Below are 23,269 nucleotides of genomic sequence, written 5' to 3'. Positions count from 1 at the left end.
GGAACGTGCGCCGCATGGCGTACTCCTGGAGGCAGGGGGGCGGAAGCGGCTCCCCCCCCTCGCCCGCGGGTCCGGCCGCGCGCCTCCGCCATACGACCATGTCCGCGTCAGGTGTTTCCGGCGGAGAGGTCCTGAGGGGGCCCGTACGAACCTGAGGCGGCCCCGTACGAAAAGGCCCGGAGTGCACGACGTTCGGTGCCGTGCGTGCCGTTCAAGTGCGCGGACACCGTGCGGTCCTCAACCGGTCCCACGGCACAGGCACCGACTCTCAGTGCCGTCAGTTGCGGCCGGCGGGCAGGACCACCCGGGGCGTTGGACCCGGGCGCCGCGCCGCGTACCCTACGGCCAGCTCAGTACGAGTTTGCCCCGGACGTCGCCGTCCAGCAGGCGCTTGAACGCCGCTCGCGCGTCCTGGGGCGGCATCACGTCGTCCACGAGAGGCCGGATTCCCGTGGTGCGCATCAGCGCCAGCATCCGCGCGTATTCGTCCCGTGTGCCGCTGAACGACCCGACGATGTTGATCTGGTGGAAGTAGACCCGGTGCAGGCGGGCCGGCGAGACGTCGCCGGACGTGGCGCCGGCGACGACGACCGTGCCACCGGGGCGCACACTGTGCAGGGAGTGCGTCCACGTCGCCCGGCCCACACTGTCGATGACGGCGTCCACCTGTTCGGGCAGTCGCGCCTTGGGTTCGAACACATCGTGGGCCCCCAGGCTCCTGGCCAGCTCTCGCTTGTCGGCGGTACGGCTGGTGGAGTACACCCGGAGTCCGCCGGCCGCACCCAGCGCGATCAGCGCGGTGGAGAGTCCGCCGGCGGCGCCCTGCACGAGCACCGAATCGCCGGGCTGCAGCCTGGCCTTGGTGAACAGCATGCGGTACGCCGGCAGCCAGGTGCAGACCAGGCAGGCCGCCTCTTCCCAGGTCAGCTGGTCCGGGACCGACAGCAGGCTGGCCGCGGGCACGGTGACGTACTCGGCCAGCGTGCCCGGCCGGGCGCCGACGAGTTGAGCGGCCGGCAGGATCAGGGTCTCGTCCGCAGTGCCCGGCGGGGACTCCAGTACGGGGTAGAGCGCCACGCGCCGACCGTCGGAATCCTCCCCCGCCGCCTCGCAGCCCAGGATCCGCGGATACTTGTCGTGGTTCAGGCCGACGCCCCTCAGGGTCCACAGATCCTTGTGGTTGAGGGAGACGGACCTGACCCGGACGCGCGACCACCCATCGGGCACCTCGGGATCGGGTCGCTCGCCGACGACCAGGGCGGCCAGCGGGTCCTCGGCGTCGGGACGTGCCGCGTAGACAGCCTTCACCTTCCCGCCCTCCTGCCCCGACGCATGGCCCGCGGGCGATGGCCCGTGGCTCGAAGGGGCGGTGGAATGTCGCGCCGCTGCATGGCAACTCCTCGTTGTGCGTGGGGCGGGCGGGTGTCACGCTCGGGACCGTCAGCGGAATGCCTGAACACCGGTGACCGCACGGCCGATGCTGAGGGTGTGGACCTCTTCGGTCCCCTCGACGGTGAGCACGGCCTCCAAGTTGGACATGTGCCGCATCACCGGGTATTCGAGGGTGATGCCGTTGGCGCCGAGGATGCTGCGGGCCGTGCGGGCGACCTCGGTCGCGGCGCGCACGTTGGCGAGCTTGCCGAGGCTGAGCTGCACGGGCGCCAGTCGGCCGGCCTCCTTCAACCGGGCCAGCCGCAGCGCGGTCATCCCGGCGTGCGTGATGTGCACCACCATGTCCGCGAGCTTGCGCTGGGAGAGCTGGAAGGAGGCGAGCGAGCGGCCGAACTGCTCCCGGCCGGCGGCGTAGTCGAGTGCGCCGGCGTAGCAGGTGCGAGCGGCGCCGACCACACCCCAGATGATGCCGAAGCGGGCCTCGTTCAGGCACGAGAACGCCGTCTTCAAACCGCGGGCTCCGGGAAGGACGGCCGAATGGGGGACCCGTACCTCGTCCAGGGTGAGTCCGGCGGTGTTCGAGGCCCGCAGGGCGAGCTTGCGGGTGATCTCCTCGGCGGCGAATCCCGGCGTGTCGGTGGGCACGAGGAAGGCGCGCACCTCGTCCTCCGCGTGCGCCCAGATCACGGCGACGTCCGCGAGGGTGCCGTTGTTGATCCACGCCTTGGTGCCGTTGAGCACCCAGTCGTCCCCGTCGCGACGGGCGAACGTACGCATCGAACCCGGGTCGGAGCCCGACTCCGGTTCGGTCAGGCCGAAGCACCCGAGCGCCTCGCCCGCGGCCATGCGGGGCAGCCATTCCTGCCGCTGCTCCTCACTGCCCCAGCGGTGGATGACACACATGGCGAGGCAGCCCTGCACAGACACGAAACTGCGCAGCCCGGAGTCCACCGCTTCCAGTTCGCGGCAGGCGAGGCCGTAGGCGGTGGCCGAGAGCCCGGCGCAGCCGTAGCCGTCCAGCTGCATCCCGAGCAGCCCGAGCGCGCCGAGTTCCTTGGCGATCGAGCGGGGCAGCTCCGCGCGCTCGTACCAGTCGGCGACGTGCGGCAGGAGTTCGGTCGTCGCGTAGGCGCGCACGGTGTCGCGCACGTCCCGCTCGGCGGCGTCCAGTTCGTCGTCCAGGGCCAGGAAGTCATGGGGATCGGGTGTCTTCACCGACTCGGAACGCGTAGCGCTTTCGGGGAGACTCATGTGTGTACGCCCTTTTCGGTCCGTCAACTGTCAGGTCAGAGCGGGATGTTCCCGTGCCTCCGGGGTGGCCCTTCGGCGCGCTTGGTCGCCAGGAGCCGGAGCGCCCACCCGACCTGTGCCCGTGTGCGCGACGGCTGGATGACCGCGTCGACGTAACCGCGGTCGGCCGCGGCGTAGGGCGTGGCCTGGTCCTCGTACTCCCGCACCAACTGGGCGCGGCGTTCCAGCAGTTCATCGCCCTGGAGCGTCGCCAGTTCCTTGCGGTAGAGGATGCCGACGGCTCCCGCCGCGCCCGTCACGGCGATCTGCGCGGTCGGCCAGGACAGGTTGACGTCGGCGCCGAGGTGCTTGGAGCCCATGGCGCCGTAGGCACCGCCGTACGCCTTGCGCGTGATCACCGTGATCTTGGGGACGACGGCTTCCGCGTACGCGTAGATCAGCTTGGCGCCCCGCCGGATGATCCCGTCCCATTCCTGGTCGACGCCGGGCAGGAAACCCGGCACGTCCACGAACGTCAGGACGGGCACATTGAACGCGTCGCAGGTGCGCACGAACCGCGCGGCCTTCTCCGAGGCGTTGATGTCCAGGCAACCCGCGACATGCGTGGGCTGGTTGGCGACGACGCCGACGCTGCGCCCGTCCACCCGGCCGAAGCCGACGACGATGTTGGGCGCGAACATCCTCTGTACCTCAAGGAATTCGCCGTCGTCGAGCACTCTGGTGATGACCTCGCACATGTCGTAGGCCTGGTGGGGCGAGTCCGGGACGATCGTGTCGAGTTCGAGATCGGTGGCGGTCGGCCCGTGGGCGCTCGAACCCGCCGGCTCCGGGGAGGAGTAGACCGGCGGCACGGAGAGGTTGTTGCTCGGCAGATAGCTGAGCAGGTCCTTGACGTAGGACAGCGCGTCGTCCTCGTCGGAGGCCAGATAGTGCGCCACCCCCGACCGTGCGTTGTGGGGGCGGCCGCCCCCGAGGGTCTCGAAGTCGACCTCCTCACCGGTGACGGTCCTGATGACCTCGGGCCCGGTGATGAACATGTGGCTGGTCCGGTCGACCATGACGGTGAAGTCGGTGAGCGCCGGCGAATACACCGCACCCCCGGCGCACGCGCCCATGATCAGCGAGATCTGCGGAACGACGCCGGAGCAGCGCACGTTGTGGTAGAAGATCTCGCCGTAGCGGCCGAGCGTGCCGACACCCTCCTGGATGCGCGCACCTCCGCCGTCGTTGATGCCCACGAGCGGGCAGCCGACCTTGGCCGCCAGGCGCATCAGCTTGACGATCTTGTCGCCGTGCACCTCGCCGAGTGTTCCGCCGAACACGGTGGCGTCCTGGCTGTAGATGGCCACCGGGCGGCCGTCGATCGTGCCGGTGCCGGTGACGACGCCGTCCCCCATGGTGTGACGCTCCTGTGTGCCGGGAGCCGACGAGTGCCGGGCCAGCGCGTCGAGTTCGACGAAGGAGCCGGGGTCGAGCAGGGCATCGATGCGCTCGCGGGCCGTTCCGCGCCCCTTCGCCCGCTGGCGTTCCACCCCGGCGGCGCTGCCGGCGTGCATCGCGGCGTCGGTGCGCTGTTGGAGGTCGGCCAGCCTGCCTGCCGTCGTGCGCGGGTCGGGCGTATCAGGCGTATCAGGGGTATCGGGGGTATCGGGGGCGGCGACCGCGGAGACGTGCGCGGGGCCGGTGACCGTACTCATGATCGCCCAGCCGCCCGCCACCGTGCGGCCCTCATGGCCGCCGGACCACAGACGACGTCAACTTCCCTGGTCACAAGCTCCATTGACCTCTCCTGCTAAGCTGCGTGAACCGTCCGCTGGTCACCGTAAGTTGATATCCCCTCATGCCACATCCCCCGGTCTGACGGCACGTGACGCATCCGCGGCCGGCGGATCGGCCGGGCAGGCCGGGTTCTTCCTCGAAAGGCTTCGATGTCGATCACCCCCGCCGATGACGTGCTGTCACGCACGGTGACCACACTGCGAGGCGCTGGATGCGTGTTCGCCGAGGAGGAGGCGCAGTTGCTCCTCGATGCCGCTGCGACACCCGCCGAGCTGGACGTGCTGGTGCACCGCCGCGTCGTCGGCGAACCGCTCGAAGTCATCCTCGGATTTGCCGAGTTCTGCGACCTGCGGGTCCGGGTGGACGCCGGTGTGTTCGTCCCGCGTCAGCGCACCCGGTTCCTGGTCGACCTCGCGGCGGAGCTGGCCCGGCCGGGCTCGGTCGTGGTCGACCTGTGCTGCGGAACCGGAGCGATCGGCGCCGCCGTCGCCGCGCGGGTCCCCGGGATCGACCTGTCGTGCGCCGACGTCGACCCGCGCGCGGTCCGCTGCGCCCGGCTGAACGCCGGCCCCGACGCCCATGTGTACGAGGGTGACCTCTACGACGCGCTGCCCGGCTCGCTGCGAGGTCGCGTGAACGTCCTGGTCGTCAACGCCCCGTACGTGCCGACGGACGAGATCGCGATGATGCCGCCCGAGGCACGCGACCACGAACCGAAGCACGCGCTCGACGGCGGCGCCGACGGTGTCGAGGTGCACCGGCGGGTCGCCGCCGGCGCACCGGCGTGGCTGGTTCCGGGCGGCAGCCTGCTGATCGAGACCAGCGAGGAGCAGGCGCCGCTCACCGCGCAGGCGATGGCCGACCACGGCCTCGTCCCGCGCGTGTCGACGAACGACGAGATGTACTGCACGGTCGTCGTCGGAACCCGCGCGGGCCAATAGCACGCCGGGGCCTCACCCGACCGGAATCGGCGCACGTTCGGTGAACTCCCGCAAGGTCGCCTGGACATGATCGTGGACCGCGTCCATCTGCTCTTCCGTGAAGCACTCGGTGCTGTAGGGCATCTCGATGCGGAAGCGGTCGCGGACCGTCGTCAGCGAGGCGAGCACCGGGCCGTGCTGCAGGAACGACGGCGCCTTGCTGGACACCGCGAACCCTCGCATGTCGACGATCTCCAGTCCGGGCGGGGACGGCGGGAGGGTGACCCGTCCGATGTTGGTCATCACCATGCTCGCCGCCAGCAGCTGCGGGGTGGCCAGCAGCCGGTCCAGCGCCCGCAGTTCCAGGGCCGGATCACCCCGGTCGACCGCGGCGCTCAGGCCCGCGCCAAGACGACGGCCGAGCGCGACGAGGTCGGCCCCCGCCGGTACGTCGACCAGATCCTGGTACCACGAGGCCGCGGGGACCATCACTTCACGGCTCAGCGCGGGCTCCACACGCTCGCGCAGGTCCACCGTGGAGACGCAGGCCAGCCGGTGGTCGGCGTACTCCGCGGGAAGGCCGGAACGTACGGCTGCCAGAACCGTCGCGCCGACCAGTCCGTGCACCGACACGTCGGCGCTCCTGGCGAACGCCAGGAGCGCCGTGGTCTCGGAAGCGGTCAACCGGAGCCGGCGTGACTGGGTCCGGCCCTGCTGGGGCGCCACTTCGCCGTTCCGGGCCGCGAGGTACGGGAGGGCGGCGACGGGGGCGCCCTCGGCCCGGTCGAGCCGCGCCTGGACGTAGGCGGCCACGTCGGCCTCGGAGACGGATGCCAGGCGGTCGTCGATCGCCGTCGGCCAGTCCTCCTGGACAGGCCGGTCGGCCGGGTGCGTGCCGGCCTTGATGTCGGCGTAGTACTGCCACAAGCGGAAACACAGGGCGGTCGCGCTGCGGCCGTCACAGATCGCGTGGTCGGCGCCGAGGAGCAGCGTGTCCTCGTGCTCGCCGGTCAGCAGCACCGCGCGGACCAGCGGGCCGCCCAGCGGCAGAGGCGTGTTCCACTCCTGGACCAGCACGTCCGGGCCGTCGGGACGCACGACCAGGCTTGGCAGCTCGTCGGGCTTCAGCGGGCTGAGGAAACCGCCCTCGGCGTCCCGCTCGAGGCAGCTGCGCAGCGAGGGATGGTCGGCCAGCACCGCGGCGAACGCCGCGTCGAGCGCGTCGGGGTCGACGCCGCCGCGCACCATGTACATGCGCACGGCCTGGGTTCTCATCTCCCCGGCATAGAGGCTCTCCGAGCGGGATAGGTTGCGACGCATGTCCATCCTGTTCTGTCGACTTCTGTCGACTTCTGTCGACGGTGACGAGATGAGCGGTGTGGGCCCCGTATCGAGCGAGGGAACGGTGTGCCGCGCTTCAGTCGAGCGTGCCGCCGAGGATCCCGTCCCGGACCGCGCGCAGTTCCTCGTCGTCGGTGATGGTCCGGGACTTCTCGATGCCGGTCCGCACCGTCAGGAGGCGCCGGCCCTTGAGCACCACCTGGCCGTCTGCGACGGCCCGGCTGTACAGCTGGGGCGCGCTCTCCTGGGTCACCGCGGCCAGCTTCACGTTCGCCAGGTCCTGGAAGGCGCACCACTCGGCCGGCTCGCGGACCTTCGGGGTGAAGCGGAAGACCAGGCTCCAGCGTCCCAGCCGCGGCCTGCGCTGCAGGAGCACGCCGTCGCCGTCCTCGACGAGGCGGTACCGGCAGCCGTACTGCACCTGCTCCCGCCCGTCCGTGGCACCGTCGAGACGCAGCGGCGCGAGGAACGACGGCCCGGCGTATCCCACGTCGACGAGCCAGCGCACGCCGTCGACGTGGGCCACCATCAGCATGTGCTCGACATCGACCCCGTAGTCCGCCTCCCCCTCCGCCGTGGTGCCGGCGATCAGGTCGACGTCGTAGCCGAGGTCACGCAGCAGGCGCAGGAACAGCCGGGTCATCTGGACGCAGCCGCCGCCGTGGCCCGCCGCGACGACGGCGTCGAAGGTGGCGTCCTGGTCGAAGTCGACCAGATCGACCACCTCGCCGCTCGTGGTCGGCACGGCCAGGGAGCCGGTGCTGCTGAAGGGCACGGTCTCCATGTGCCGCTTGTGCAGCCGGACGAGGGTGTCCAGGTCGGGTGCCGGACGCCCGGCCCGCTCACTGTCGTGGCCCAGCCGCCGCAGGTAGATGTCGGTGTCGAACACGGTCACTGCCTCTCTGCTCCGGGGAGTCGCGCTGTGCGTCCGGTCACCGCCGCGGGTGAGGATCCGTCAGGCATCGGCCTTCGTGTCCTCCAGGCGTGCCAGCAGGTAGCCGGTGAGCGCCGCCGGGGTCGGGTGGCCGAAGACGGCGGCGGGAGCCAGCGCGGTGCCGGTGCGGCCGCCGAGCCGCCGGGACAGCTCGATCGCCAGCAGCGAGTCGAGGCCCAGCTCGAAGAACCCGCGCTGCGCGTCGACCGGCTCGGCCGGATCCAGTGCGAGTACCTCGGCCAACTGCGCGCGCACCAGGTCCAGTACGGTCCGCTCCCGCTCCTCGGGGCTCTGCCCGTTCAGCAGGTCCGTCCACCCGTTCTCGGCGCCCACGCCCGGCTCCGCCGTGTGGGCGGCCGACCGCCGACGCGGCCGTACCAGCCCGCGCAGCAGCGGCGGCACAGGACGGCCCGCCGCCGGAGCGGCCCACAGTTCGGGCCGGCCGGGCACCGGGAACGGCTCGCCGGAGCGCAGCGCCTCGGACACCGCGGACAGCGACACGTCCTGATCCGGCGTGCCGTCGGCGTCGGTCACGGCCGCGGCGGGCAACAGCACGGGGGCGCAGCCGACGAGCCCGGCGGTCCGGCGGCGGGCGACGATCGCCCGCGCGAAGCCGTCGGCCGCGGCGTTCGCCGGATGATGCGCCGGTCCCAGCAAGGCCGTCGCCGACGTGATCACCAGGAACAGGGCGAGGCGGTCGTCGGCGGTGAGGTCGACGAGGTGCCGCAGCGACACGGTGCGCGCGGCGAGCACCTCGGTGAGCCGTTTCGCGTCGAGTTCCGCCAGCCGGGTGTCGTCCGGCAGCCCCGCGGCGTGCACCACTCCGATGAGCGGGTGGTCGTCCGGGATGCCGTCCAGCAACCGTCGCAGTGCGTCCCGGTCGTCGGCGTCGCAGGCCCGGACGGTCACCGACGCGCCGAGCACAGTGAGGTCGGCGGCAAGCGCCTCGGCGTCCTCGGTGTCCTCGGGGGCAGGCCCGCCCCGGCCGACGAGAACGAGGTGGCGCACCCCGTGCTCGGCGACCAGGTGCCGGGCCACCCGGCCGCCGGCCGTGCCGGTGCCGCCGACGATCACGACGGTGCCGTCCGGGTCGACGGGCGGGGCCGTCGTGATCGTCGCATCTACCGTCGCATCGACCGGTACCAGCCGCGGAACGTACACCCGGCCGAGCCGCACGGCGGCCTGCGGTACGTCCGCGGCCAGGACACGGCCGAGGCTCGCCTCACCGGAGTTCTCGGGCGAGGCGTCGGCGTCCCCGGGCGAGGCGTCGAGCAGTACGAACCGTCCCGGGTACGCGGCCTGGACCGCGGCGAGCATCTCCCACACCGCCGCCGCTGCCGGGTCGGGCGCTGCCGGGTCGAGCGCCGCGGGACCGGTGCCCCGGGGACCGGCCGGCACCGCGGCACGGGTGCGCACCACCAGGGGGCGGCCCTCCAGGTCCGGCTCGTCCAGCCACGCCTGTGCGACGGCGAGCGCACGACGGCAGGCGTCCTCGGGCTCCTGGCCGGCGCCCACGTCGAACACGGCAGCCACAGCCCCCACGGTCGGCGGCTCGGCGGCGAGTTCGAACACGGCGCTGTCGCTGTCCACGGTGACGACCTCGACGGCGGTGCCGGCCCGCCCGTTGTCGAGCGGGACCCATTCGGTCCGCAGCGCACGGCTCCGCCGGTCGGCCGGTGCGACGGTCGCCGGCCCGGCCGTGACACGGGCCGCGGTGAGGACCGGCAGGCCCGTACGGTCGGCCGCTTCGAGGCTCACGCCGTCGCCGGTCCGCCGCAGCCGGACACGCAGCGCCGAGGCGCCGGACGCGTGCAGCACGACCTGCTGCCAGGCCGACGGGGTGTGACCCGCGGGGAAGCCCGCCGCGTGCGCCGCGGCCTCCAGCAGCAGCGGGTGGACGCCGAAGCGGTCGGCCTCGTAGTCCTGGTCCGCGGGTACGGCCACCTCCGCGTAGGTGTCCTCGCCGCGCCGCCACACCGCGTGCAGGGCCGGCGGCAGGGTGGCGCCGGGCAGTTCGTGGAGAGCGACCGGTTCGGCGCCCGTCGGCGGCCAGGGGGCCGGGTCCGGCTCGCGCGCGGCGGCAGTGGTCGGGGGCGACAGCACTCCTTGGGCGTGCAGGGTCCACTCCGGTCGGCGCCGGTCCGTCGTCACGGGCGCCGACCGCACGGTCACCGGGCGGCAGCCGGCTGCGTCGAGGCCGTCGACGCAGATCTGCAGCCGCACCGCGTCGCCGGGGCCCAGAATCAGGGGTGCCCGTAGGTCCAGCACGTCCAGGTTGCCGCAGTCGACCTCATCCCCGACCCGGATGGCCAGCTCGACCCAGACCGAGCCGGGCACCTCGACCGGACCGCCCTCGGAGCCGGCGGTGAGCCAGGGCTGGTCGTGCCCTGACAGCCGCGTGACGGCCATCAGCCCGTCCGACTGCGGCAGTTCGATCATCGTGGCGAGCAGCGGATGCTCGGTGCGCGCCAGCCCGAGAGCGCCGGTGTCGGTCGTCGGCGCGCTGCGCAGCCAGTAGCGCCGGTGGTCGAACGGATAGGTCGGCAGTTCGCGGCAGAGTTCCCGCCAGTCGGCGGGTTCGGCCGGCACTGTCGTCTCCCAGGAGACCGGCAGCCCGGCGGCGAAGGCCTCCGCGAAGGCCGTCGTCAACCGCTCCCGGCCGCCCTCACGGCGCCGCAGGGTGGCGAGCACCGGCGTGGTCCGACCGGTGTCCTGGATGATGTCGAGAAGGGAGGGGACCAGCCCGGGGTGGGCGGAGACCTCCACCACGGCCCGCGCGTCGGCGCTCACGGCGCGGACGGCGGCGTCCAGTTCGACCGGCCGGCGCAGATTGCGGAACCAGTAGGCGGCATCCAGGAGTTCGTCCGGGCCGATCCAGCGGCCGTCGACGGTGGAGTAGAACCGGCAGCCCGGGACGAGGCCCTGCGCCGGCCGTTCCCCGATCCCGTCCAGGGCGGCCAGCATCGGCTCCCGGAGTTCGTCGACGAGGAACGAGTGGGAGGCGTAGTCCGCCTGGATCCTGCGGAACCAGAGCTGCTGGTCGGCCATGGTGGCGGCCAGCTCCTCGATGGCGGCGCGTTCGCCGGAGACGGCCACGGTCGCCGGACCGTTCACCGCACCGATCTCCACCCGGCCCTGGTAGTCGGCGAGCATCTCCGTCATCCGGGCGCGGCTCACGCCGACCACGAGCATCGCACCGGTGGACGGCAGCCGCGCGGCCATGCGGGAGCGCAGCACGATCGCGCGCAGCCCGTCCTCCACCGACAGCAGACCCGCGACGCACGCGGCGGCGATCTCGCCCTGCGACGCGCCGAGCACCACGTCCGGCACCACGCCGGTGGCCGCCCAGAGCTGGGCCAGGCCGGTCATCATCACGAACGACGCGGGCTGGATCACGTCCACCCGGGACAGATCGTTCTCGCCGCCGAGCGCCTGCTCCAGCGTCCAGTCGAGGTCGTACTCGGCGAGCAGCGCGTCGCATCGCTGCACCCAGGCCCGGAAGTCGGGCGAGTGGTCCATCAGTTCGCGGCCCATGCCGACCCAGTGGCCGCCCTGGCCCGGGAAGACGAACACCACCTCGGTGCCCGGTCCGGACGGTCCGCCGGCCGGCGCACGGTCGGCGTCGCCCGTCCCCAACGCCCGCAATCCGTCGACGAGTTCGGCGCGGTCGGCCGCGATCACGGTGGCTCGCGTCTCGTGGCGCGTCCGCCCGTGGGCCAGGGCGGCGGCCAGCGTCGGCAACGGCGCGGTGCCGCGCTCGGCGAAGTCGGCCAGCCGGGCCGCGAGCGCGGCCAGCCGAGCCGGGTTCCCGGCCGTCAGGACGAACGGCAGGGGGACGTCCTCGGCGGGGCTCTGCGCCGGCTCGCCCGGGCGCTGCGGCGGCTCCTCCAGGATGAGGTGGGCGTTGGTGCCGCTGAGGCCGAACGCGGACACGCCCGCGCGGCGGGTCCGGCCGGGCCGGGACGGCCACGGCCGGGCGTCGGTCAGCAGCTGGATCGTGCCGCTGGACCAGTCCACCTCGGGCGTGGGGGCATCCACGTGCAAGGTGGCCGGCAGGGCCTGATGACGCAGGGCCAGCACCATCTTGATCACGCTCGCCACGCCTGCGGCGGCCTGGGTGTGCCCGATGTTGGACTTCACCGAACCGAGCCACAGCGGCTGCTCGGGGTCGCGGCGGCCGTAGGTGGCCAACAGCGCCTGGGCCTCGATCGGGTCGCCCAGCCGGGTGCCCGTTCCGTGCGCTTCCACGACGTCCACGTCGGCGGGCGCCACCCCGGCGACCGCGAGGGCGCGCCGGATCACCCGCTGCTGCGCCGGCCCGTTGGGCGCGGTGAGCCCGTTGGAGGCGCCGTCCTGGCTGACCGCGGAACCGCGTACCACGGCGCTGACGGCGTGTCCGTTGACGTGGGCGTCGGCCAGGCGTTCCAGCAGCACCACGCCGACTCCCTCGCCGTTGCCGGTGCCGTCGGCCGAGGCGGCGAACGCCTTGCAGCGGCCGTCGCCGGCGAGTCCGCCGTTCTTGGCGAACTCGACGTATGCGCCCGGCGTGGCCATCACGGTGACGCCGCCGACCACGGCCAGCGAGCACTCCCCGTTGCGCAACGACTGGATGGCCAGGTGCATCGCGACCAGGGAGGAGGAGCAGGCGGTGTCCACGGACACCGCCGGGCCGGTGAAGCCGTACGCGTAGGACACCCGGCCGGAGACCACGGAGACCGCGCCGCCGGTGCCGCGCAGGCCGTCGGACTGCGCGTCGCCGCCGAACATGCCGTAGCCCTGGCCCATCACGCCGACGAACACGCCCACGTCGGTGCCGCGCAGGCTGGCCGGGTCGAGGCCACCGTCCTCCAGCGCCTCCCACACCACCTCCAGCAGCAGCCGCTGCTGCGGGTCCATCGCCACCGCCTCGCGCGGGGAGATGCCGAAGAAGCCGGCGTCGAACTCCGCGGCGTCCGTCAGGAAGCTGCCGGCCTCCACCGGGAGGGTGGACAGGTCCCAGCCACGGTCGGTCGGGAACGGCGATCGTCCCTCGCCGCGGCGGACCAGCAGTTCCCAGAAGTCGTCCACTCCCCGCACCCCGCCCGCCAGCCGGCAGCCGAGTCCCACGACGGCGATGTCGTCGTGCGCTCCTCCGGCCACCACCGGTGCCGCCTCGGCGGGCGCGGCGGTGCCGGCCAGCTCATCGCGCAGGAATCCTGCCAGCTGCCGGGGGGTCGGGTAGTCGTAGACCAGGGTGGCGGGCAGGGTCAGCCCGGTCGCGGCGGCCAGGCGGTTGCGCAGTTCCACCCCGCCGAGCGAATCCATGCCGACGGCCTGGAAGGCGTTGTCCGGCTCGATGTCGTCGGCGGACCTGTGTCCCAGGACCAGGGCGGCCCGGGAACGGACCAGGGTCAGCAACCGCGTCTCCTGCTCGGCCGGGGACCGGCCGACGAGCGCGGCGAGCAGATCGCCCGCGGCAGCCGTGCCGACTGCGCGCCGGCGCGCCCTGACGAGCTGCCGCAGCAGCGGCTGGACCGTGCCGCCGGAAGCCGCGTCGGCGCGGGCCGCGGCGAGATCCAGTTTGATCGGCACCAGGTGGGCCTCGCCGCTGTCGAGGGCGGCGTCGAGCAGAGCGAGTCCCTCCTCCGGGCGCAGCGGCAGCACGCCGCCACGGCTCATCCGCGCCCGGTCCGCGGCGTCCAGGTGCCCGGTCATGCCGCCGGCCTGGTCCCACAGGCCCCAGGAGAGGGCCACGCCCGGCCGGCCGGCCGCGCGGCGTGCCGTCATGAGCCCGTCCACATAGGCGTTGGCGGCGGAGTAGTTGGCCTGTCCGGCGGAGCCGAGCAGGCCGGCGGCCGAGGAGAACGCCACGAACGCGGCGAGATCGCGGTCCCGGGTCAGCTCGTCCAAGTGCCGCGCGCCTTCGGCCTTCGGGCCGAGGACCGCGGCGAGGCGGGCCGGGTCCATCGCGCCGAGCAACCCGTCGTCGAGGACGCCGGCGGTGTGCACGACGGCGGTGAGCGGATGAGTGGCGGGAATGCCGGCGAGGAGCGCGGCCACGTCGTCGCGGTTCGAGACGTCGCAAGCGGTCACGGTCACCGTGGCGCCCAGTTCTGACAGTTCGGCCACGAGTTCCTCGGCGCCTTCGGCCGCCGGTCCGCTCCGGCCGGCCAGCAGGAGGTGCCGGACACCTCGGGCGCGGACCAGGTGGCGGGCCGCGAGGGCGCCGAGGGAGCCGGTGCCGCCGGTGATCAGGACGGTGCCGTCGGGGTCCAGGGGCTGCTCGGCGCTCTGCTCCGCGAGCGGTCCGGCGGGCGCCAGGCGGGGCACCAGGAGTGTGGTGCCGCGCACCGCCACCTGCGGTTCGCCGGTGGCCAGGGCCGTCGCGACCGCCGTATCGGTCTCCGCCCCGGGATCGAGGTCGAGCAGCAGTATCCGGTCCGGCGTCTCGGCCTGGGCGGCGCGGACCAGGCCCCAGACGGCGGCCGAGGGGACGTCGGTGACGGTGGTCGTGCCGGCGGGAACGGCACCGCGGGTCACGACAACGAGCCGGGCGTCGGCCGGAGCCTCGTGCTGCCAGGCCTGGAGCACGGCGAGGACGTCCGCGAGCAGCGGCTGCGCGTCGCGGCAGGCGGCGACATCGAGCACCGCGGTGGTCGGCAGGCCGTGCTGCCGTGCGCGGTGTCCGATCTCCTCCGCGGCGGTCTGCGTGGGTCCGGCGGCCGGTGCGGTGATCCGCCCGGCGAACGCCGTCACGTCCGCCGGGCAGGCCACCGGGGCCGTCGCCGTCCGCTCGGGCAGCGCCGGGGACGGTTCCGTGGCGGTCCAGACGACTCGGTACATCGCGTTCGCGGCGGCGCTGGTGCCCACGTCCTCCGGCCGGATCGGCGCCGCCGTCCAGGACCGGGCGGACAGGACCGGGATCCCGGACTCGTCGGTCGCGTCGAGGGTCCACCGGTCGTCTCCGAGCGGGGCCAGCCGGGCGCGCAGGCAGCGTGCGCCGCTCGCGTGCAGCACGACCTCCTCCCACACCGTGGCGGCCGTGGCGTCGGCCGTCACCGCCCGCGTCACCGCGTCCAGCAGGGCTGGATCAAGGCCGAACTGCGCAGTGCCACCCGGGTCGCTGCCGTCGTCGGGGAGCGCGACTTCGGCGTACGTGTCCTCGCCTCGGCGCCACACGCCCAGCAGCCAGGGGTTCTCCGCGTGCGTCTCGACCGGCTCGGCCCCGGCCGGCGGCCATGCCTCCGGCTCCGGGTCGGGGGCGACCGGCGTGCGCGCGGACAGCTCACCGCTCGCGTGCCGGACCCAGGTGCCGGAACCGTCCTGGGCGCCGTGGATCGTGACCGGACGGCAGCCCTGCTCGTCGGCCGCGCCCACGGCGACCTCCACCCGCATCCCGGCGTTCGGCGGAACGACCAGCGGGGTCTCGACGGCGAGGCGCGCCACCACCCCGCATCCGACCTCGTCGCCGGCCCGGACAGCCAGGTCCAGGAGGGCCGCGGTGCTCACTACCGTGGCCCCGTGCACCCGGTGCTCGTCCAGCCACGGGTGAGTGGCCGACGAGAGCCGGGCGGTGCCGACGAGCCCGCCGGTGTCCGGCACGGGGACGATGGCGGACAGCAGCGGGTGGTCGGCGGCCACCTGCCCGAGGCCGGTCGCGTCGGTGCGTCCGCCTGCCGTCTTCAGCCAGTAGTGCGTGCGGTCGAAGGCATACGTCGGCAGCTCGACGGGGGGCGCGTCGGCCGGGAGCAGTGCCTGCCAGTCGGTCGGCACGCCCCGTACGAACAGCTCGGCGAGCGCGCCGATCGCGGTCTGTGCCTCGTCGTGGCCGTCGCGCAGCATCGGCGTGCACAGCGGTTCGGCACCCGCGGCGGCGGCCGTCTCCAGCATCGGCGCGGTCAGGGCGGCGCCCGGCCCCATCTCCACGAACAGCTGTCCGCTCCCATCGAGCGCGGCGGCCATGCCGTCGGCGAAGCGCACCGTGCGGCGTACGTGCTCGACCCAGTACTCGGTGCTGGTCATGTCGCCGTCCTGGTGGGCGACGATGCGGATCCGCGCCGGCTGCCAGGTGACGTCGGCGATCGCCGCGCGGAACTCGGCGAGCATCGGGTCCATCCGGGCGGAATGGAAGGCGTGGGAGACCTGGAGCCGCTTGACCTTGCGGCCCTGTGCGCGCAGCGCGTCGGCGGCGGCGAGCACCGCTTCCTCGTCGCCGGACAGCACCACCGAGGAGGGCTGGTTCACGGCGGCGATGTCGACACCGGAGCCGAGGAACGGGCGGACCTCGTCCTCGTCGGCGGCCACGGCGGCCATGGCACCGCCGGCGGGCAACGCCTGCATGAGTCGGCCGCGGGCGGCCACCACGGTCGCCGCGTCGTCCAGCGAGAGCATTCCGGCGACGTGCGCCGCCGTGATCTCGCCGATGGAGTGGCCGAGCAGCATCCGCGGGCGGATGCCCCACGACTCGGCCAGGCGGAACAGCGCGGTCTCGACCGCGAACAGCGCCGCCTGGGTGTAGACGGTCTGGTCCAGCAGTGCCGCCTGCGGGCTGTCCGGTTCGGCGAGGACGACATCCCGCACGGAGGTGGCGATCGCGCCGCGGAGCCGGTCGTCGAGGCGGGCGCAGGCCTCGTCGAAGGCCGCCGCATACACCGGGAAGCGGGCGTACAGCTCGCCTCCCATGCCGGGCCGCTGCGATCCCTGCCCCGGGAACACGAACACCACCGACGTGGCGGCGCCGGCCGCCGCCGTCCCGACAGTGGCGCCGGGGACGGACTCACCGGCGGTGAGCGCGTCGAGCCGCTCGATGAGGGTTTCCCGGTCCGCCGCGGCGACGACGGCCCGATGGGCGAGCAGGGCACGGCCGTTGAGCAGAGTCCGCGCTGTGCCCGGCAGGGACAGCCCGGTCGCCACGGCCGCGCGCAGCCGCTTCGCCTGGCCTGCCAGGGCGACCGGGTTGTGCGCCGAGACGACGAAGGGCAGTACGGCGTCGGCTCCGTCGTCCGATGGCTCGGGCGCGGTGGCCGCGGCGTCGGACGCGGCCGGTTCGGCCGGGGCCTGTTCGAGGATCAGGTGCGCGTTGGTGCCGCTGATGCCGAAGGAGGAGATAGCGGCCCGGCGGGGCCTGCCGGTCTCCGGCCAGGGGCGTTCCTCGGTGAGCAGGGCGACGGTGCCCGCGGACCAGTCGACGTGCGGTGTCGGTTCGTCCACGAAGAGGGTCGCGGGCAGGACGCCACGCGTCAGGGCCCCGACCATCTTGATCACCGAGGTCACGCCGGCCGCGGCCTGGGTGTGGCCGAGGTTGGACTTGACCGAGCCCAGCCACAGCGGCTGGTCGGGCGAGCGGTCCCGGCCGTAGGTGGCGATGATCGCCTCGGCCTCGCTGGGATCGCCGAGCGTGGTGCCGGTGCCGTGCGCCTCCAGCGCGTCGACCTCGTCCGGTGCGACCCCGGCGGCGGCCAGCGCCGCGCGGATCACCCGCTGCTGCGACGGACCGTTCGGCGCGGTGAGGCCGTTGGACGCGCCGTCCTGGTTCACGGCGGAGCCGCGGATCTTCGCGAGGACGCGGTGACCGTTGCGCCGCGCGTCGGACAGCCGTTCCAGGAGTACGACGCCCACGCCCTCGGACAGCACGGTGCCGTCGGCCGCCGCGGCGAAGGCCTTGCACCGGCCGTCCGCGGCCAGTCCGCGGGCGCGCGAGAAGCCGGTCACACCGACCGGGGAGCCCATGACGGCGACGCCGCCGGCGAGGGCCAGTTCGCACTCGCCCTGGCGCAGCGCCTGTGCCGCGAGGTGGATCGCGACGAGGGACGAGGAGCAGGCGGTGTCCACCGTCATGGCCGGGCCCTCCAGCCCGAACACGTAGGACACCCGGCCGGAGGCGACGCTGCCCGCGGTGGCGGTGGTGGTGAAGCCTTCGAGTTCGGCGGGTACGTCGGCCAGTGAGCCGAGGTAGTCGTGGATCGACATGCCGGTGTAGACGCCGACGCGTTCCCCGCGCAGCGACGACGGGTCGATGCCCGTGCCCTCCAGCACCTGCCAGGTGGTCTCCAGCAGCAGCCGTTGCTGCGGGTCCATGGCCAGTGCCTCACGCGGGGAGATGCCGAACAGGGCGGCGTCGAAGTACCCGGCGTCCTGGAGGAATCCGCCCCGCTGGGTGTAGGCCGTGCCTGCGCGGTCGGGGTCGGAGTCGAAGAGACCGTCGAGGTTCCAGCCGCGGTCGTCCGGGAACTCCGAGATGCCGTCCCGGCCGTCGGTGACCAGTTGCCACAGTTCGGCGGGCGAGGTGACCCCGCCGGGCAGCCGGCACGCCATGCCGACGATCACGACGGGGTCGTCGTCCGTGGCTTCCGCCGGCGCGGTCTGGCGCACGGGTGCGACGGCGTCGACCGTGCCGCCCACCTGTTCGAGCAGGTACCGGGCGAGCACGCGGGGCGTGGGGTAGTCGAAGACGAGCGTGGCGGGCAGCTTGACGGCGGTGGCCGCGGACAGCCGGTTGCGCAGTTCGACGGCGGTCAGCGAGTCGAAGCCGATGTCGCCGAACCGCTCGGAGTCCATGGCGGGGTCGGCCTCGCCCAGCCCGAGGACGACCGACACCTCGGTGCGGATGAGTTCGAGCACCAGCTCGGTCTGCTCCTGGTCGGAGAGCCCGGCGAGCCGGCGGGCCAGCGCACTCGCGGCGCCGGGACCGGCCTGGGCCGTCCGCCGCGGCGGACGCACGAGGGCGCGGAACAGCGGCGGAACGGTCCCGTCCGCGGCTGCCTCGGCGCGTACGGCGCCGAGGTCGAGCCGGATCGGTACGAGGAGCGGGTTGCCCGAGCGGATGCCGAGGTCGAAGAGCGTGAGTGCCTCGGCCGTCGACATCGGACGGACGCCGCCCCGGCTCATCCGGGTGCGGTCGACCTCGGCGAGCTGTCCCGTCATCCCGGTGACCGGGGTCCACAGGCCCCAGGCCAGGGACACGGCGGGCAGCCCCGCCGCTCGCCGGGCCGAGACGACCGCGTCGACGTAGGCGTTGGCCGCCGCGTAGTTGCCCTGGCCCGCGGAGCCGAAGACACTCGCGGCCGAGGAGAACGCGGCGAAGACCTGGGGCGGCCGCTCGCGGGTCAGCTCGTCCAGCAGGCGCAGCGCGCCGGCCTTCGGCGCGAACACGCCGGCCATGCGGTGCGGGTCCAGGCCGGCGACCACGCCGTCGTCCAGGACACCGGCGGCGTGGATGACGCCGGTCAGCGGGTGCTCGGACGGGATGGAGGCGAGCAGCGAGGCGAGCGCGTCACGGTCCGACACGTCGCACGAGGCGACGACGACGGACGTGCCCCGCTCGGTCAGTTCGTCCACGAGCGCGGTCACGCCCTCGGCGGCCGTGCCGCGCCGGCTCGCCAGCACCAGGCGACGCACCCCGTGCTCGTTCACCAGGTGCCGGGCCAGCAGCGCGCCGAGCACTCCGGTACCGCCGGTGATCAGCACGGTGCCGTCCTCGGCGAACTCCATGGGCGCGTCGGGTTCGGTGAGCCGGGCGCGGCCCAGTCGCGGCGCGAGTACGGCATCGTCGCGTACGGCGGTCTGCGGCTCGCCGGTCGCGAGGGCCGCCGCGATCGCCCGGTCCCGGTCGGCTCCGGACTCGATGTCGACCAGGACGAACCGGCCGGGGTTCTCGGCCTGCGCCGCGCGCAGCAGTCCCCACACCGCGGCGCCGTCCAGGTCGGTGACGGGGCCGGGTGCCGGTACCGCGCCCCGGGTCGCCACGACCAACGGCACCGAGGCGAGGACCGGCTCGTCGAGCCAGGCCTGGAGCACTCCGAGCACCCGGCCCAGCAGCGGCAGCGGATCGTCCCCCGTGCGGGTACCGGCGCCGGCGTCGGCGTCGGTGTGTGCGGTGAGGTCGAGCAGGGCGAGGCCGGGCACCGGCTCGCCCAGATCCTCGGCGAGCGCCATCCGCGCCACGTCACCGGATGTGGCGACGACGGCCTGGTCGCCCGCCGGCTGCCCGGCCCCCGACGGCACGCGCTCCCAGTCGAGCTGCCAGAGCGTGTCGGGGGCCTGACGGGCGGGCGTCGCGCTCAGGTCCGACATGGGCAGGGAGACCAGGGACTGCATGGTCAGGACCAGCGACCCGCTCTCGTCCGCGGCGTCGAAGGACAGGGCGTCCGGACCGCACGGCGCGACCCTGACACGCAGTGCGTCGGCGCCCGCAGCGTGCAGTTGGACGCCGTTCCAGGCGAAGGGAAGGACGTTGCGGTCGTCGTCGCGCCGGTGGAAGGCGTTCGCGTGCAGCGCGGCGTCCAGGAGCGCGGGATGGATGCCGAACTTCTCGATGTTCTCGCGGTGTTCGGCGGGCAGCACGGCTTCGGCGAAGATCTCCTCGCCGCGCCGCCAGACGGCGGTCAGTCCGGCGAAGGCCGGCCCGTAGTCGTATCCGCGTTCGGCGAGGCGGGCGTAGAAGTCGTCGGTGTCCTCCCGACGTGCGCCGGGCGGCGGCCACTGGCCGAAGTCGAATCCGCTGCCGCCGGTGCCGGCGTAGGAGTCGGCCAGCATGCCCGCCGCGTGGCGGGTCCAGCCCTCCCCGTCCCGGGAGCTGTACACCTCGACCGGGCGGCGTCCCGTCGCGTCCGCGCCGCCGACCGCGACCTGGACCCGGACGGCGCCTTCGGCGGGGAGCACGAGGGGTGCCTCGATCACGAGTTCGTCGAGGACTCCGTGGCCGAACTGGTCGCCGGCCCGGATGGCCAGATCGACGTAGGCGGTTCCGGGCACCAGCACGGTGTCCTGGATGCGGTGGCCGGCCAGCCAGGGATGGGTGGAGAGCGACAGCCGCGAGGTGAAGACCAGGCCGTCGGTCTGCGGCAGTTCCACCACCGCGCCGAGGAGTGGGTGGTCGCTGGTCACCTGGCCCAGTGACTCGGCGCCGGCCCCGGTGCCGGGCATGGTGATCCAGTACCGCTGGTGGTCGAACGGGTAGGTGGGCAGTTCCACCGGGGCGGGCCCGCGTTCGGGGACGGCCGTGTTCCAGTCGACCGTCACGCCGCGCACGAACGCCTCGGCCATCGAGGCGAGGATTCGATCCGTGCCACCCTCGTCCCGCCGCGTCGAGCCGACCGCGAGGACGTCCGCGTCCAGTTCCTCGGCGATGTCGGTGACGGACGGCACCAGGACGGGGTGCGCTCCGAGTTCGACGAAGACCCGGTGGTCCTGGGCGATCAGCTCCCGGACGGCCGGATCGAACTGGACCGTCTGCCGCAGATTGCGGTACCAGTAGTCGGCGTCGAGCCGGTCCTCCTCACCGAGCCACCGGCTCTCGACCGTGGAGTAGAAGGGGATACGCGGCGCCGACGATGCCAGCCCGCCGAGGTCGGCCTCCAGAGTGGGCCTGATGCTCTCGACGTAGTGGCTGTGCGAGGCGTAGTCGACGGGAATCCGACGGAACCGGAAGTCCTGTTCGGCCGCGTGAGTGGTCAGTTCGTCCAGGGCGGCGCTCTCGCCGGCCACAACCACCGTGGACGGCCCGTTGACCGCGGCGATCTGCAGCCGTTCGGCCCACGGTTCGATCAGTGCGCGCACCTCGTCCACCGGCAGCCCGACGGAGGCCATCCCGCCGCCGCGCGGCAGCACTTCGGCGATGGCCTGGCTGCGCAGGGTCACGACCCGGGCGGCGTCGGCGAGGGACAGCGCGCCGGCCACGCAGGCCGCCGCGATCTCGCCCTGCGAGTGGCCGATCACCGCGTCCGGGACGACGCCCGCGGACTTCCAGACCTCGGCCAGGGCGACCATCACCGCGAAGCACACGGGCTGCACGACATCGACGCGCTCCAGCTCGGTGCCGTCACCTCGGAGCACGTCGGTCAGCGACCAGTCGACCCATGGCTCGAACGCCTCCTGGCATTCGGCTATTCGGACGGCGAAGACCGGAGAGGCGTCGAGCAGTTCGCGCCCCATGCCCGCCCACTGGGTGCCCTGCCCCGGGAACGCGAAGACGGTCTTGCCGGGCCCGGTCTGGCCCGCGGCACCGGTGATCACCCCGGTGCCGGCGCGGCCTTCGGCCAGCAGCGCGAGTCCGGAGCGCAGCTCGTCCCGGGTGCGGGCGAGGAGTACGGCCCGATGGCTCATCAGCGCGCGGCCGGTCACCAGGGTGGAAGCGAGGTCACCGAGTGCGACGCCGTCGTCGACGGAGCCGCCGAGCAGCCGGGCCTGGTTGGCCAGCGCCGTCGGAGTACGGGCCGAGACGATGAACGGAAGCTTCTGCTCCGGCTCGGTCGGACCGGCGACGGGGACCTCGGCCTCCGGAGTGTCGGGAGCCTCCTCCAGGATCATGTGGACGTTGGTCCCGCTCGCGCCGAACGAGGAGATGCCGCACCGGCGCGGCCGGCCGCTCTTCGGCCACTCGCGCCCCTCGGTGAGCAGCTCGACGGTTCCGGCGGACCAGTCGACCTGCGGGGTCGGGGCGTCCACATGCAGGGTCGCCGGCAGGTGGCGGTGGCGCAGCGCGAGCACGGTCTTGATCACGGCGGCCACACCGGAGGCGGCCTGGGTGTGGCCGAGGACGGACTTGACCGAGCCGAGGAGCAGAGGACGTTTCGGGTCGCGGCCCTGCCCGTACGTGGCGATGAGCGCCTGCGCCTCGATCGGGTCGCCCAGGGTGGTGCCGGTGCCGTGGGCCTCGACGGCGTCGACGTCGTCGGTGGACAGGCCCGCGGCCGCCAGTGCGCTGCGGATGACGCGCTGTTGCGAGGGCCCGTTCGGAGCGGTCAGCCCGTTGGAGGCGCCGTCGGAGTTCACCGCCGAGCCGCGGATCACGGCGAGGACCCGGTGTCCGTTGCGCTCCGCGTCGGAGAGCCGTTCCAGCAGAACGACGCCGACACCCTCGGCCCAGCTGCTGCCGTCCGCGGCGGCGGCGAAGGACTTGCACCGTCCGTCGAAGGCGAGGCCGCGCTGGCGTGCGAAACCGACGAAGCCGCCCGGGGTGGCCATCACGGTGGCCCCGCCGGCGAGGGCCAGCGAGCACTCGCCGCGACGCAGCGCCTGGGACGCCAGGTGGATGGCGACCAGCGACGAGGAGCACATGGTGTCGACGGTGACGGCCGGGCCCTCCAGCCCGAGGCAGTAGGCCACCCGGCCGGAGGTGATGCCGCCGGCGCTGCCGAGCGCGCGCTCCAGGCTGAGGAAGTCCTCCACTCCGGGAAGGTCGGGCGCGTAGTCCTGGTGCACGATGCCGGCGTAGACGCCGGTCTCGGAGCCGCGCAGGCTCTGCGGGTCGATTCCGGACCGCTCCAGCGTCTCCCAGCACACCTCGAGGAGTTGCCGCTGCTGGGGGTCCATCGCCATGGCCTCGGTCGGGGAGATCCCGAAGAACCGCGCGTCGAACTGGGCCGCGTCGTGGAGGAAGGCGCCCTGGTTCACATAGGTCGTGCCGGGGGTGTCCGGGTCGGGGTCGTAGAGCCCTTCGAGATCCCAGCCACGGTCGTCGGGGAACGGCGTGTACACGTCCGTGCCCTCGGAGACGACCTTCCAGAAGTCCTCCGGACCGGCGATCCCGCCCGCGAAGCGGCAGCCGATCGACACGACGGCGATCGGTTCGGAGGCGGCAGCGAGCAGCTGGGCGTTCTTCTGCCGGAGGCGCGCGGTCTCTTTGACCGATGCGCGCAGAGCCTTTACGAGATCCTGTTCCGGCGTGCTCAAG

Annotated in this window: 7 protein-coding genes; 1 reads left to right on the top strand and 6 read right to left on the bottom strand. The window is 73.5% G+C overall.

The features are described from left to right. Positions 1-339: 339 nt before the first annotated feature. The 3 genes from ACIRP7_RS24245 to ACIRP7_RS24235 all read right to left on the bottom strand — a co-directional run bounded on the left by ACIRP7_RS24245 (position 340) and on the right by ACIRP7_RS24235 (position 4,340). Positions 340-1,308 carry a zinc-binding dehydrogenase gene (locus ACIRP7_RS24245; RefSeq protein WP_403663151.1) on the bottom strand — a complete coding sequence of 323 codons (969 nt, stop codon included), beginning with the start codon at positions 1,306-1,308 and terminating at the stop codon, positions 340-342. Between the two features lie 132 nt (positions 1,309-1,440). After that, positions 1,441-2,643 carry an acyl-CoA dehydrogenase family protein gene (locus ACIRP7_RS24240; RefSeq protein ID WP_403663148.1) on the bottom strand — a complete coding sequence of 401 codons (1,203 nt, stop codon included), beginning with the start codon at positions 2,641-2,643 and terminating at the stop codon, positions 1,441-1,443. 35 nt (positions 2,644-2,678) lie between these two features. After that, on the bottom strand, positions 2,679-4,340 hold the full coding sequence (locus tag ACIRP7_RS24235; RefSeq protein ID WP_403663145.1) for an acyl-CoA carboxylase subunit beta: 1,662 nt from the start codon (positions 4,338-4,340) through the stop codon (positions 2,679-2,681). 231 nt (positions 4,341-4,571) lie between these two features. Between ACIRP7_RS24235 and ACIRP7_RS24230 the strand changes: the two genes are divergently transcribed. After that, positions 4,572-5,363 (top strand): putative protein N(5)-glutamine methyltransferase, encoded by a 792-nt coding sequence (locus ACIRP7_RS24230; RefSeq protein ID WP_403663142.1) that lies wholly within the window; start codon positions 4,572-4,574, stop codon positions 5,361-5,363. 12 nt (positions 5,364-5,375) lie between these two features. On the opposite strand, the gene ACIRP7_RS24225 is transcribed toward ACIRP7_RS24230, so the two are convergent. The 3 genes from ACIRP7_RS24225 to ACIRP7_RS24215 form a co-directional block, all read right to left on the bottom strand. Then, entirely contained in the window at positions 5,376-6,617 is a 1,242-nt protein-coding gene (locus ACIRP7_RS24225) for a condensation domain-containing protein (protein ID WP_403663139.1), read from the bottom strand. Between the two features lie 142 nt (positions 6,618-6,759). After that, positions 6,760-7,578 carry an arylamine N-acetyltransferase gene (locus ACIRP7_RS24220; RefSeq protein ID WP_403663136.1) on the bottom strand — a complete coding sequence of 273 codons (819 nt, stop codon included), beginning with the start codon at positions 7,576-7,578 and terminating at the stop codon, positions 6,760-6,762. Between the two features lie 60 nt (positions 7,579-7,638). Next, a complete protein-coding gene (locus ACIRP7_RS24215; RefSeq protein WP_403663133.1) occupies positions 7,639-23,268 on the bottom strand; it encodes an SDR family NAD(P)-dependent oxidoreductase in 15,630 nt (5,209 codons plus the stop codon). Between the last annotated feature and the right edge of the window lies 1 nt (position 23,269).

It is taken from the genome of Streptomyces sp. NPDC102270 (genome assembly GCF_044766405.1).
Taxonomy (GTDB): Bacteria; Actinomycetota; Actinomycetes; order Streptomycetales; family Streptomycetaceae; genus Streptomyces.
Note: the sequence above shows the minus strand (reverse complement) of the source record. Positions and strands in the feature narration are given on the sequence as shown.

Excerpts from the sequence above, each read along its gene's own strand:
- ACIRP7_RS24240 (WP_403663148.1), bottom strand. The coding sequence starts at position 2,643 with ATGAGTCTCCCCGAAAGCGCTACGCGTTCCGAGTCGGTGAAGACACCC.
- ACIRP7_RS24235 (WP_403663145.1), bottom strand. The coding sequence starts at position 4,340 with ATGAGTACGGTCACCGGCCCCGCGCACGTCTCCGCGGTCGCCGCCCCC.
- ACIRP7_RS24230 (WP_403663142.1), top strand. The coding sequence starts at position 4,572 with ATGTCGATCACCCCCGCCGATGACGTGCTGTCACGCACGGTGACCACA.
- ACIRP7_RS24225 (WP_403663139.1), bottom strand. The coding sequence starts at position 6,617 with ATGAGAACCCAGGCCGTGCGCATGTACATGGTGCGCGGCGGCGTCGAC.